Genomic DNA, 13986 nt, shown 5'->3' with positions numbered 1-13986 from the left:
CACCATCTGATACGCTGGATAACGCTTCGATAACGCCTGCGTCGCGACCGCCGACGCCTCCGTCATCTCTTGCGTGCCCACCGCAGCCCCACTTCGCCGAGTGCTCGTGCATCGCACGGTCACCGCGGCCGCAGCGCTGACCGTCCTGCTCGCCTCGCTGACTTTCGCAGTCCTCGGCGCCACCGCCGCCGCGGTGTCCGACGTCGGGACCCGGACCGCTTTGGCCGCCGCTCCCGCCGGATCCACGGCACTGGTGTTCACGGCCGGCCCGGACGGCGACGTGACGGCGGCGTCCCCCAAGATCGATGCGGCGGCGCGGCGGCTGCTGCGGCCCTACCCGGTGCGGGTGTCGCACGCGGTCGTGGCGCCGAAGCTCGACCTGACCGGCCCGGCTGGAGACGTCTCGGTGGCCGCTGCCAGCGCGGACGACTACGCGCGGCACATCCGCCTGCTCTCCGGCACCCTCCTCACCGCCCCCGGCGACATCCTCGTCCCCGACACGCTCGCCCGCCAGGCCGGTCTGACCGGGCCGAACGGTGTCGGCACCGTCACCATGACGAAAGCGCTCTGGGGGTCCAGTCACACCGAGACGCACCGCATAGTCGGTGTCTATCAGGCTTCTGACAGCGACCCCGTGTTCTGGGGCGCACTGCGTCCGAACGGGCCGTCGGCGGCCACCAGCCCTCTGGTGTTCGTCACGCCGGATGTCCTCTCGGCTCGCGAAGGCCTGGCCTCCCTCGCCCAGATGGTCTGGTTCGCTCAACCGGACCTGTCCACCGCCACCGCCTCCGGCCTTTCCGCCGCCGTCGGCCGCATCCTCACGGTCGAGAACGGCGATGTGAACAAAGCCGTCTTCCACGCCGCCAAGCCCCCGGTCACCAGCCTGGCCCTGGCCTCCGGCCTTCCTCAACAGAGCAGGCGCACCCACGCTGCCGAGACCGCGGGCATGTCCGGCTTCCTCATCGTCGCCACGCTGCTCGCGGTCCTCGCCGTCTTCGCCCTGGCGCTCACCTTGCGCTTGGTCCGGGAACACCGGGCCGAGGAGGCCCGTCTCGTCCAGGCCCGTGGTGCTCACCCCCGCATGCTCGTGGCGATCGCCGCCGGGGAGGCCCTGCTTCTGGCCGGCCCGGCCCTCGTGCTGACGACACTCGTCACCGGCCCACTGGCCCGCGGGCTTCGCCATCTGCCCGGCCTGCACGCGCTTCCCGCTCCCCACGGGCCGGGTCTGATCGGCTTCGAAGTCAGCCTCCTCGTCGCAGCGTTCTGCATCGTGGTCCAGGCCGCGGCCGCCTACCGGGCCTCGCGCGAGCGGATCGCCACGGACCGCACCCGGAGTGCGCGGGTCGCGGCGTTCCAACGTGCCGGGATCGACGGTGGTCTCGTGGCCCTGGCCGTGGTCGGCTACCTGCAACTGCGCCACTACAAGTCGCCGGTCACCGCGGCCGCCGGCTCGTCCGGCGCCGCGGGCGTCGCCACGTCGATCGACCCGGTCCTCGTCCTCGCGCCCGCCGCGACCGCCGCCGCGCTGGCAGCGCTGGCCCTGCGCCTCCTCCCACCCGCCGCTCGACTCGTCGACCACCGCCTCGACGAGACCCGCCGCTTCGCCGGCGCGCTCGGGGGATGGCAGGTCAGCCGGCGTGCGGCCCGCCACGCCGGGACGGTCCTGCTGCTGGTGCTCGCGCTCGCGGTCGGCGCGATGACCGTCACCGAGACCGCGATGCGTGGCCGCTCGGCCCAGGACCGGGCGACGTTCCAGGTGGGGGCCGACGCCCGCTTGTCCGGGAGTCCGCTCGCCGAGGAATATCGACGTTCCGCTTACACGCGCGTCCCGGGTGTCGCGGCCGTGACACCGGTGGCCACCGGTGACCTTCTGATAGGCAGCCGTCAGGCGAGCTTGGTCGGTATCGACTCCGGTGCCGCGCCCGGCGTGCTCGATCTGCGCAGCGATCTGGCGCCTGTCTCCGAGACCGACTTGTTCAAGCCGCTCGCCGCCTCGAACCCCGCCACCGATCCGGCCATCGCGATCCCGGGCACGCCGGGCGCGTTGAGCTTCGACCTGGCCGTCTCGGTGAAGGGCGACGGAGCCACCTTCCTCCGCGACGCAGCCCTGAGCTTCCTCCTGCGCGACCGCGACGGCACGCTCCTCACCATTCCCGTCGCCGTCCCGGAGCACCCAGATCAACCTCGCCACGAAAGCATCACGCTCACCAGCCCGGTAACCGGTCTGGCTCCCGCCTTCCCGTTGCGTTTCGAGGGCCTCGGCATCAGCGACGTCGTTTCCCCGGACACCGCCGACGTCACGCTCACCATCAGCTCCCTGGCAGCATTCACCGTTCCTGACGATCAGCCTTGGCACCTGGCCGCAGCATCAGACCCCAACTCTTCCCTCCCCCCGCCTGACGACTGCACCGGCTCTCTCGCTCAAATCGCCGCGACCTCTCCCGCCCTCTGCGACTCTCCGGCTGGCGGCCCCGGCACCCTCACCCTGCATTTCGCGAGCGGGCACGTCTCCAACGTCCAGGCCGGAACCCCGACCTCCTACGAGATCCGTCCCGGCACCAAGCCCCTGACGCCGCAGTTCGCCGCCGGCCCGCACGTGCCGGCCGTCGTCACCGACGGCTTCCTCCGCGACGCCGCCGCCACCGTCGGCGACAAGATCCCCGCGATCCTCGCGGACGGCACCCACATCACCCTCGACCTCACCGGCCGCCTCGCCGCCTTCCCCGGCCTGGCCCCCGACGCCGCCGCGGCGGTGGTCGACCGCGTCACGCTCACCCGCATCCTGGCCGCCCATGACGCCGAACCGCAGTGGTCGGTCCAGTGGCTGGCCACGCTGAGCGCGCCTCGCACGGCCGCCGCCTACTTCTCCACCCATGCCGAACTCGGCACCTTGGTATCCCGCACCACGGTCGCCGCCGCTCTCCACGACGGCGCCTTCCAAGCCAGTGAGGCAGCCCTGCTGGTGATCAGCGCCGCCACCGCACCCGTCTTCGCCACAGTCGGGTTCGCCGTCTCCGCCGCCGCCACTCTGCGCACCCGGCGCCGCGAATTCGCGGTCCTCCGCGCGATCGGCGCCCGCCCCCGTCAACTGTCAGCCGCCCTCTGGCTCGAACAAGCCGCCTTGGCGCTCGTCGCGGTCGCCGCCGGCGTCGGCATCGGCGTCGCCACCGCACTGCTCACGGTCCCCTTGGTGACGGTGGACGACACCGGTGCTCCGGTGTACCCCACCGTCGCCGCCGTCGCCCCCTGGCTCCGCGGTGCCGGCGTCGCGACCGCCACCGCCGCAGCCGTCGTGCTGGTCGTGATGCTGGCCGCGCGGGCGCTGTCGCGGGTGGATCTGGCACGGATGCTCCGGGCCGGAGACGAGTTGTAGACCGCCGCGCCACCGCGGCCACCGCCACCCACCGCCGCGCCACCACCGAACCGTTGCCGACCGATCCGCCCGTCACCCCCTGGAGCACCGATGTCCCACGAGCCCGAGTTCGAACTCGATCTCGACCTCGCCGGCGCCGACGACCACATCGGCCCCGTCCACCCGGGCCGTGGCGGGCGGACCTCACCCACCGAGCCCGACCCCGGCGACCACGCTCTCGGCTGGGGCGTCGCGCGCCGCCTCGTCCGCGGCGGCCTCCGCGCCGACGCCATACCGCTCCTCCTCGTCGCCCTCCTCGTGCTCGGCGCATCCACCACCGCGGCGGCCGGGCCGCGCGCGCTGAAGTCCCTGGCCGACCGCGCGCTCCGCCAGAACGTGGCCGCCGCGTCGCTCGACGCCCGCTCGCTCACGGTCGGTCTCGACGTCGTCGACACCGGTGCCGAGGGCACAGCCTTCGCCGACTTCCAGAACGCGATCGCCCAGCAGCTCGGCCCCGTCGCCGCCCGCACACTGACCGGCACCTCCCACACCTACCGCGCCTTCGGCGTCACCACCGACGGTGACACCGTCGCCAAGCCCAGCGGCCTCCCTCCCGTCACCACCTTCGTCGACGACAGTCGCGCGGCCCACCTCGTCACCTACGTCGACGGCACCGCCCCTGACCGCGCCACTCCCGCACCGGGTACCGTCGCCGTCGGCGTCAGCCGCCGCACCAGTGAGGACCTCCACCTTCCTGTGGGCACCCACCTCCGTCTCGGCGACCCCCAACCCGATCTCAACGGCGTCACACACCCCGTCGTGGCCGTCGTCTCCGGCATCTTCGAACCCGCCGTCGGCGCCGCGCTCACCGCCGATGACAACGCCTTCTTCGCGCAGAACACCACCCTCCTCACCCCGCAGCTCTCCCACATCGGCACCCTCACGCCGCGCCTGTTCTGGACCGGCGAACTGCTGGTGTCCGACATGGGGCTGGCCACCCTCCTTCACGGCAACGTCAAAGCCCGGGCCACCGCACAGTGGCGTCGCACCGTCGACCCGGCCGCGTTGAGCGTCGCCGCAATCAGCACCCTGCGAGCGGCCCTGCTCCACTTCCAACAGGGCGCGATCTCCGCGATGTGCGACCCCTACCAACCCGGCACCCAGATGTGCGGCGGCCTGATGAACACGGTCCAGGCCGCCACGGCCGAGACCGGGCTGCCCGACCTCTTCACGGCCTTCCGCACGCGCCTCCTCGCCACCAGCGCCCTCGAGTCGTTCGCCGTCGCAGGCCTGCTCGCCGTGGAACTCGCGGCGGTCTTCGCCGCGGCCCGCCTCGTCGCCGCCCGCCGGGCCGCCGCCGTGGCGTTGCAACGCGCGCGTGGCTCCTCCCGCCGCCAGTCGGCGGTCCTCCTGGCCGCCGAGTCAGCCCTCGTCATCGTTCCCGCCGCGGTCCTCGGCCGGTTGCTCGGCGAGGGCGGGGGCCAGCTCTGGCCGACGCTCGTCGTCGCCGTGTTCGGCATCGCCGCCGTCCCGGTGACCGTCATGGTCCGTGCCAAGCCGGAGACCGCCGGGACGGCCCGCGCCGACGAGCGCCGTCTCCTGTCCCGCGGCCGCCGCCGCACGCTGGAGGCCCTCGTCGCCGTCCTCGCGGTCGGCGGAGTGCTTGCGCTGCGCGGCCGCGGCGTGGCCGGAACCACCGCCGGCGGCACGGTCGATCCGCTGATGGCCACCGTGCCGGTGCTCGTCGGCGGGGTCGTCTCCATCCTGGCCGTCAGGGCCCTGCCGCGGCCTGTCCTCGCGGCCGCCCGCCTGCTCGGCCGCGGCCGCTCCACCGCCGGCTGGCTGGGTCTGGCCCGTGCGGCCGAACGCGGTCAGACTCCGGCCGTCGCGCTGGCCGTGCTGGTGCTGACGGTGTCCGGCGCGGTCTTCGGCGGCGTCGTCGTCAGCACCCTGGACCACGGGGAGACCGCCTCCGCCGACCGCGTCGGCGCCGACGCCGTCGTGCGGTCGCAAGCCCTGCCCCAGGAGGCGGTCGACAGGCTCCGGGCGCTGCCCGGTGTGCGCGCCGACACGGTCACCGTCTTCGAACGCTCCACCGTCGACGACGACACCGGGGCCGAGCGGCCGGTGGCCTTCCTCGGGGTCGGCCCCACGTTGGTCCCCGGGCTGTCCGCGACCGCCGACCCCGACGGCACGATTCCGGTGCTGGCCTCCCCGGCCGCGGTCGACGACCACCCGGCGGGCACCTTCACCGTCAGCTTCCTGACATCCACGATCTCCTGCCGCATCGCCGGCGTCGTGCCCGATCCGGACAACGGCGTCCTGCGCGCCGCGCTGGGGCCGGCCGGCCCGCGCCGGCCGTACGTCGTCCTGCCCGCCGAGCTGCTCGCGAAGGTCTCCGACGCCACCCGGCCCTCCGTGGCGGCCCTGTCCGGACCGGTCACCACCGCGCAGATCCGGGCCGCCCTCCTGGATGCCGGCCCGTTCTCCTACGACGTCACCGTCCGCGCCGAGCGCCTGACCGCGATGCGTTCCGACGGCCTGAACCGCTCGGTCACGGGCATCTTCGGGCTCTGCGCCGCCGGTTCGGCCGCCTTCGCGGTCCTGGTCGTCATTCTGGAACTTGCAGCAACGGCCCGCGAGCGCGGCCGCACCGTCTCCTTCCTCCGCACCATGGGCCTCCCGGCACGGTCCGCGGGCGTGGTCACAGCGGTGCAGCTCGTCCCGACCGCACTGGCGGCGGCCACCGCCGGCGTCCTGATCGGCCTCATCCTGCCCCGGCTGCTCGGACCCGCGCTGGACCTGACCGCCTTCACCGACGGGTACGACGCCCCGATCCGGGTGGACCTCACCGTCACGCTCCTGCTCGGCCTCGCGCTGCTGCTCGTGACGGCGGTCGCGGCCGCTCTGGAAGCGGTGGTCGGCCGCGGCAGGCGCCTGGCCGGAGTGCTCCGTTTCGGCGGAGAGTAGTCACTCGGTCACCCGCAGATCGCCAGGCCCGGTGTGTGAAGGCCGTGTTGCCGCATCGTTATCCGCAAGTTGCAGAAAACTTGCTGCAAGGTCTTTCAGCACCGCGAGGCGCCTTGCTAGCGTCGGGGACCGCGCCGCAGATAGCAGCGGCACTCCTTCCCCTCCCCTTCCAAGGAGTCTTCGATGCGACGGAGCATCACTGCCAAGCGCAGCGCCGGGATCGCGGCGATAGCGGCGCTGGCACTTGCTGCAAGTGCTTGCAGCAGCAGCAAGTCCTCCGGCGGCGCGGCCGCCACCCCGGCCGACCCGGCCGCGGTCAAGGGCACGGTCACCTGGTGGGACACCTCCGACGCCACCAACGAGGCGCCGAACTACCAGCCGATCATCAAGGCGTTCGAGGCGAAGTACCCGAACATCAAGGTGAACTACGTCAACGTCCCGTTCTCGGACGCCAAGGACAAGTTCAAGACCGCCGCGCAGTCCGGCAACGGCGCGCCGGACGTGCTGCGCGCCGACGTCGGCTGGACGCCCGCGTTCGCGCAGCTGGGCTACCTGCAGCCGCTGGACGGCACCCCGGCGCTGGCCGACGACGCCGACTACATGGCCGGCCCGTACGCGTCGGACCACTACAACGGCAAGATCTACGGCGTCCCGCAGGTCACCGACACGCTGGCGCTGCTGTACAACAAGGACCTGCTGACCCAGGCCGGCATCACCACCCCGCCGAAGACCTGGGACGAGCTGAAGGCCGACGGCCTGCAGATCAAGGCCAAGACCGGCAAGGACGGCGTGTTCCTGAACGCGGCCTCCTACTTCCTGGAGCCGTTCATCTACGGCGAGGGCGGCGACCTGATCGACGCCGCGAACAAGAAGATCACGATCAACGACGCCAAGTCGCTCAAGGCGGTCGGGATCGCGCAGGACCTGGTGAAGTCCGGCGCCGCGGTCACCGACGTGACCAAGGACGGCTACAACAACATGCAGACCGCCTTCAAGGACGGCAAGGTCGCCATGGTCATCAACGGCCCGTGGTCCACCGCCGACGACCTGAAGGGCACGGCCTTCAGCAAGGCCGACAACCTGGGCGTGGCGACCGTCCCGGCCGGCTCGGTCAAGGCCGGCGCCCCGGTCGGCGGCCACAACCTGGTCGTCTACGCGGGCTCGAAGAACCTGGACGCCACCTACCTGTTCGTGGCGTTCCTGAACAGCGCGGCGAACCAGGCCACCATCGCGGCCAAGAACAACGTGCTGCCGACCCGCACCTCGGCCTACGCCGACCCGCAGGTCTCCGGCGACAAGCTGCTGGCGTCGTTCTCCGACCCGCTGAAGGCGGGCGTCGGCCGGCCGCCGGTGCCCGGCGCCTCGGACCTGCTCACCCCGCTGGACACCGACTACCAGGCCATCCTGGGCGGTCAGAAGTCGGCGCAGGACGGGCTGAACGACGCCGCGACGCAGTTCGCGCAGATCCTGAAGGACTTCAGCAAGAGCTGAGTCCGCACAAGCTAGCCGCGTGGGACCGGGTTGTGAGGGTCCCGGTCCCGCGCGGCTCACCTCCTTCGCAGGAACGACGGGGTCCGGGTCCGGGATCGGAAGTCAGGTAGGGACATGAGGGTGCTGCGCGCGATACGCGGCTCATTCGACAGGTACTGGTACGGCTGGGCCATGGCGGCGCCGGTCGTGCTGGTGATGCTGGTGCTGGTCGGCTACCCGTTCGTCTGGGGCCTGTACCTGTCCACCACCAACGCCGACGAGTCCAACATCGGCCGCGACATCGGCGTCAACCACATCCCGCCGAGCTACAAGTCGGTGGGCCTGCACAACTACTGGGACATCCTGTCCGGACACGACGGCCACTTCTACAGCACCCTGAACTGGACGCTGATCTGGACCTTCGTCAACGTCTTCTTCCACATCGCCATCGGCCTCGGCCTGGCGATCCTGCTGAACCGCAAAATCCGCTTCCGGGCCGGCTACCGGCTGATGCTGATCCTGCCGTGGGCCATCCCCGGCTTCGTGGCCGCCTTCGCGTGGCGTCTGCTCTACAACGACAACGGCGTGTTCAACGCCGTGCTGAAGTTCTTCGGCATGCACGGCGTGGACTGGCTGTCCCAGCCCACCTCCGCGAAGATCGCGGTCATCGCGGTCAACGTCTGGATGGGCGTGCCGTTCATGATGGTGTCCTTCCTCGGCGGGCTGCAGACCATCCCGAGCGAGCTCTACGAGGCCGCCGAGATGGACGGCGCCACGCCGTGGCAGCGCTTCCGGATGGTGACGCTGCCCGGGCTGCGGCCGGTGATGATGACCGTCACGCTGCTCGGCGTGATCTGGACCTTCAACAAGTTCGACGTCATCTTCCTGGTCACCGAGGGCGGGCCGGCCGGTTCCACCGACATCCTGGTCACCCACGCCTACCAGATCGCGTTCCAGAACATCCGGCAGTACGCCGAGGCCGCCTCCTACGGCGTGGTGATCCTGTCGATGCTCATCGTCTTCGCCACCGTCTACCGCCGCTCGCAGGCCAAGCTGGAGGTCCAGGCATGAGCAAGCAGCACTCGCGCGGCCGCCGCTCGCCGCTGGCCTCGGCCGCGCTCCACGCCACCCTGATCGCCGCGTCGTTCATCGCCGTGTTCCCGATCGCCTGGGTCGCGCTGACCTCGCTGAAGACCGGCAACGGCCAGTGGGCGCACCCCGGCGACTTCAGCAACCTGAACTTCGGCAACTACAGCCAGGTGCTGAACGACACCGACTTCCTCACCTGGTTCGGCAACTCGATCCTGGTGTCGGTGCTGACCATGGTGCTGGCCGTGTTCATCGCCGCCACCTGCGGCTACGCGGTGTCCCGCATGCGGTTCCCGGGCTTCCGGGCCACCATGTGGATGCTGCTGATCGTGCAGATGTTCCCGATCGCGGTGCTGATCGTCCCGCTGTACAACCTGATGTCCAAGCTGCACCTGGTGAACTCCTACGCCGGCCTGGTGCTGGTGTACCTCACCACCGCCGTGCCGTACTGCGCCTGGATGCTCAAGGGCTACTTCGACACCATCCCGGTCGAGATCGACGAGGCCGGCAAGGTCGACGGGCTGAACCCGTTCGGCACCTTCTGGCGGCTCGTGCTGCCGCTGGCCCGGCCGGGCCTGGCCGTCACCGCCTTCTACTCCTTCCTCACCGCGTGGGCGGAGGTCGCCTTCGCCAACACCTTCATGCAGGGCTCGGACAAGTACACGCTGGCGGTGGGCCTGCGCACCTTCGTCTCGCAGTACAAGGGCGAATGGGGGCTGATGACCGCCTCGTCGGTGCTGATCGCCATCCCGGCCGCCGTGATGTTCCTGCTCGTCCAGCGCAACCTGGTCGCCGGACTGACCTCCGGCAGCGCCAAGGGCTGACCGCACCACTATCACTTCTGGGGCACGTGAGTTCATGACTACCGAGACACTCGCCGTCGAAGCCGTCCTGGCCGGGGAATCCGGCGCCGGCCGCACCGACTGGTGGCGGGACGCGGTCATCTACCAGATCTACATCCGCTCGTTCGCCGACGCGGACGGCGACGGTGTCGGCGACCTGCCCGGCATCCGCTCCCGGCTGCCGTACCTCGCCGACCTCGGCGTGGACGCGCTGTGGATCACGCCGTTCTTCACCTCGCCGATGGCCGACTTCGGCTACGACGTCGCCGACTACCGCGCCGTCGACCCGATCTTCGGCGACCTCGCCGACTTCCGGGGCCTGCTCGAGGACGCGCACGCGCGCGGCCTGCGGGTGATCGTCGACCTGGTCCCCAACCACACCTCGGACCGGCACGCCTGGTTCGTGGAGGCGCTCGCGGCCCCGGCGGGGAGCGCCGCGCGCGACCGGTACATCTTCCGCGACGGCCGCGGCGCGCACGGCGAGCTGCCGCCGAACGACTGGGAGTCGGTCTTCGGCGGCCCGGCCTGGACCCGCACCACCGACCCGGACGGCACGCCCGGCCAGTGGTACCTGCACCTGTTCGCCCCCGGGCAGCCGGACCTGAACTGGGACCTGGAGGAGGTCCGCGCGGAGTTCCTGGACGTCCTGCGGTTCTGGCTCGACCTCGGCGTCGACGGCTTCCGGATCGACGTCGCGCACGGCATGGTCAAGGCCCCGGGGCTGCCGGACGTCGGCCACGCCGACCACGTGGAGATGATCGGCAACGCCGTGCTCCCGTTCTTCGACCAGGACGGCGTGCACGAGATCTACCGCGCCTGGCGGCTGCTGCTGGACTCCTACCCCGGCGAGCGGATCGGCGTCGCCGAGGCGTGGGCGCCGACCCCGGAGCGGCTGGCGAACTACGTGCGGCCGGACGAACTGCACCAGGCCTTCAACTTCGACTACCTGGGCCAGCCGTTCGAGGCCGCCGCGCTGCGGACCGCGATCGACCACTCGCTGGCCACCGCCGGCTCGGTCGGCGCGCCGTCCACCTGGGTGCTGTCGAACCACGACATGAAGCGGCACGTCACCCGCTACGGCGGCGGCGCGGTCGGCCAGGCCCGGGCCCGCGCCGCGGCGCTGCTGATGCTCGCGCTGCCCGGCTCGGCGTACGTGTACCAGGGCGAGGAGCTCGGCCTGCCGGAGGTGCTGGACATCCCGGTGGAGTTCCTGGTGGACCCGCAGGGCATCCAGTCCGGCGATCCGTCGAAGGGCCGCGACGGCTGCCGCGTGCCCATGCCCTGGTCCGGTTCCGAGCCGCCGTACGGCTTCGGGCCGGCCGGCTCCACCGCGTCGTGGCTGCCGGCCCCGGCCTCCTGGTCCCCGCTGACGGTCGAGGCCGAGACCGGCGACCCGGGCTCGATGCTGGAGCTGTACCGTTCGGCACTGACCCTGCGCCGGCAGTTGCCGGAGCTCGGAGCCGAGACCGACGGCAGCACCCTGACGTGGCTGTCGGCGCCGGACGGCGTGCTGGCCTTCCGCCGCGGCGACGGCTTCGTGGCCACGGTCAACACCGGCTCCGAGCCCGTGACCGTACCCGTGCCGGGCACGCTGCTGCTGGCCTCGGCGCCGGTCGAGACCACCGCGGACGGCGCCGTGCTGCCGGCCGACTCGGCCGCCTGGTGGCGGGTCTAGCGGTCACGGGAACGGGGAGCGGGTTGCGAGAGGACAGAATGGGCGCCATGACGGAGAACACCGCACTGCCTTCCACCGCACGCCTCGCTGACATCGCCGCCCAGGCGAAGGTCAGCGAGGCGACGGTGAGCCGGGTGCTGAACGGCAAGCCCGGCGTGGCCGCCGCCACCCGGCAGGCGGTCCTGGCGGCGCTCGACGTCATGGGCTACGAGCGCCCCACCCGCCTGCGCCAGCGCAACACCGCCCTGATCGGCCTGATCATCCCGGAGCTCGACAACCCGATCTTCCCGGCCATGGCCCAGGCGGTGGAACGCGCCCTGTCGCAGGACGGGTACACCCCGGTGCTCGCCACCATCTCCCCGGGCGGCGCCACCGAGGACGACGTGGTGGACCTCCTGATCGAGCACGGCGTCGTCGGCATCGTGTTCGTGTCCGGCCTGCACGCGGACACCAGCGCCTCGAAGGAGCGCTATCACCGCCTGACCGCCCGCGGCGTCCCGTTCGTCCTGATCAACGGCTTCGCCGAAGGCATCGCCGCCCCGTTCATCTCCCCGGACGACGCCATGGCCGCGCGGCTGTCGGTGAACCACCTGGCGGACCTGGGCCACGAACGCATCGGCCTGGCCGTGGGCCCCAAGCGCTACGTCCCGGTGATCCGCAAGATAGAGGGCTTCACGTCAGCGCTGCGCGACACCCTCAGCGTGTCCGACCCGCACGAGTTCGTGGAGTACTCGCTGTACGGGTTCGAGGGCGGCCGCGCGGCGGCGGCGAAGCTGCTGGACAAGGGCTGCACCGGCATCGTGTGCGCCTCGGACATGATGGCGCTCGGCGCCATCGCCGAAGTACGGGCCCGCGGCATGGCGGTCCCGGGCGACATCTCAGTGGTGGGATACGACGACTCACCGCTGATCGCGTACACCGACCCGCCGCTGACCACCGTGCGCCAGCCGGTGGCGGCGATGGGCGCGGCCGCGGTGCGGGCCCTGCTCGAGGAGGTCGGCGGCGGGCACGCTCCGCACACGGAGTTCGTGTTCGCCCCGGAGCTGGTGGTGCGAGGGTCGACCGGATCAGGGCCGCGGGTCCGCCGATAGGGCCCCGGACGAAACCATTCAAAGCAGGACCAAGGGGAGGGACGCCGATGAGCGACATCGATCTGCTGGTGATCGGAGGCGCCGGGATCGACACGATCATCCGCGTCCCGGACCTGCCGATGCCGTACAAGGACTCGGTGATGGTGGACCCGATCATCTCCTACGTGGCCCACACCGGGACGGCGGTCGCCCTGGCGAGCCGCTCGCTGGGCCTCCGGGTGAAGTTCGTCGACTTCCTCGGCGAGGACGAGTTCGGCGAGATGGTGCTCCGGCGCTTCGAAGAGGAGAAGCTCGACTTCTCTTGGCTGCCCTCCGCGGGCGGAACGACGCGCGCGGTGAACCTGGTGTCGGCGGACGGCCGGCGGATGTCGTTCTATGACCCGCGCGGTGTGGAGGGCCAGCACCTGCCCGAGGCTTTCTACGAGGGCTGGCTGGCGCAAACGCGGCATGTGCACGTGTGCATCGCCGGGCACGCGCGGCATGTGCTGCCGGTCGTGCTCCGGAGCGAGGCGTCGATCTCGACGGACCTGCATGACTGGGATGGCGTCAATGACCATCATCGGCACTTCGCGTATGCGGCGGACCATGTGTTCATGAGCGCGGCGAACCTCGGCGAGCGGCGGGACACGGTGCTGCACGACGTGCTGGAGCATGGGCGCGCGCAGACAGTGGTCGCTACCGACGGAGCGCGGGGCGCTTACTTGGCGACGCGGGACGCGTCAGGCGTCCGCCACTTCCCGGCCGTCACGCCGCCCGCACCCGTCGTGGACAGCAACGGGGCGGGCGACGCGTTCGTGTCCGGGTTCGTGTCGGGGGTGCTGCGCGGCGCCGACGTTGCCGAATGCATGCGGCGCGGGCTGCTCGCCGGGGCGTTCGCCTGCACGGTGCACGGAACGGCGGAGCGGTTCGCGGGGGAGGCGGATCTGGCGGGTTAGCTGGTGGCTGGTGGCTGGTGGCTGGTGGCTGGTGGCTGGTGGCTGGTGGGTTGGTGGCTGGTGACTAGTGATCTGCTGGTTGCTGGTTGCTGGTTGCTGGTTGCTGGTTGCTGGTTGCTGGTTGCTGGTGGTGGCTGTTGGCTCGTGGCCGGGTCGCGGTGATGGGGCGGCGGTTTGTCTGTGGGTTGAAAGGCATTATTACGACCTTCGGCCATGGTGTTGAAGATCCGCTGGGAGTCGCAGTTCGCTGCGACGGGATGCTGTCTCGTCGGCGGCTGCGGGCTGCGGAAATTACTGTTTCGGGGTGGGCGACCGTGTCGCGGCTCGCGGGTTGGAAAGTCAACAACAATGCCTCCGGCGGGCCTCGGCTCCGGGGGATCACCAACCCCCCCGCGTCGGCTGCGGTCTGCTTTTTGGTCGCCATGTCCTGGATCCCCCGTCACGTCGTCGCCTGACGGAATCACACCGGTCAGGCGGTATCAAGCCGGATCGCCGCCGCCGTTGGTCGCGTGCCGTTCGGCTTGACACCGCCTGACCGGCGCGATTGGCTTCGCCCGCCGAC

8 protein-coding genes are annotated in these 13986 nt (G+C 71.3%); all 8 read left to right on the top strand.

Annotated features, from left to right (window positions below):
• The first annotated feature begins 100 nt into the window (after window positions 1-100).
• The 8 genes from ABD466_RS41055 (at window position 101) to ABD466_RS41020 (ending at window position 13424) form a co-directional block, all read left to right on the top strand.
• Window positions 101-3373, top strand: coding sequence for an FtsX-like permease family protein (locus ABD466_RS41055; RefSeq protein WP_344662722.1), 3273 nt, complete (start codon window positions 101-103; stop codon window positions 3371-3373).
• A gap of 90 nt (window positions 3374-3463) precedes the next feature.
• A complete protein-coding gene (locus ABD466_RS41050; RefSeq protein WP_344662721.1) occupies window positions 3464-6322 on the top strand; it encodes an FtsX-like permease family protein in 2859 nt (952 codons plus the stop codon).
• Between the two features lie 183 nt (window positions 6323-6505).
• A complete protein-coding gene (locus ABD466_RS41045; protein WP_344662720.1) occupies window positions 6506-7813 on the top strand; it encodes an extracellular solute-binding protein in 1308 nt (435 codons plus the stop codon).
• Window positions 7814-7927: 114 nt separating this feature from the next.
• The gene (locus tag ABD466_RS41040; RefSeq protein ID WP_344662719.1) at window positions 7928-8863 is read left to right on the top strand and encodes a carbohydrate ABC transporter permease; all 936 of its coding nucleotides are present in this window, start codon (window positions 7928-7930) and stop codon (window positions 8861-8863) included.
• Complete coding sequence (locus ABD466_RS41035) at window positions 8860-9705, top strand: sugar ABC transporter permease (protein WP_344662718.1); 846 nt, start codon at window positions 8860-8862, stop codon at window positions 9703-9705. Before ABD466_RS41040 ends, ABD466_RS41035 begins: the two co-directional genes overlap by 4 nt.
• A 34-nt stretch (window positions 9706-9739) precedes the next feature.
• Complete coding sequence (locus tag ABD466_RS41030) at window positions 9740-11398, top strand: glycoside hydrolase family 13 protein (RefSeq protein ID WP_344662717.1); 1659 nt, start codon at window positions 9740-9742, stop codon at window positions 11396-11398.
• Between the two features lie 47 nt (window positions 11399-11445).
• Complete coding sequence (locus ABD466_RS41025) at window positions 11446-12489, top strand: LacI family DNA-binding transcriptional regulator (RefSeq protein ID WP_425558868.1); 1044 nt, start codon at window positions 11446-11448, stop codon at window positions 12487-12489.
• A gap of 47 nt (window positions 12490-12536) precedes the next feature.
• On the top strand, window positions 12537-13424 hold the full coding sequence (locus ABD466_RS41020; RefSeq protein ID WP_344662715.1) for a carbohydrate kinase family protein: 888 nt from the start codon (window positions 12537-12539) through the stop codon (window positions 13422-13424).
• Window positions 13425-13986 lie beyond the last annotated feature (562 nt).

This window comes from Catenulispora subtropica, from assembly GCF_039531675.1.
Lineage (GTDB): Bacteria > Actinomycetota > Actinomycetes > Streptomycetales > Catenulisporaceae > Catenulispora > Catenulispora subtropica.
This window is presented reverse-complemented; position numbering and strand designations above follow the sequence as displayed.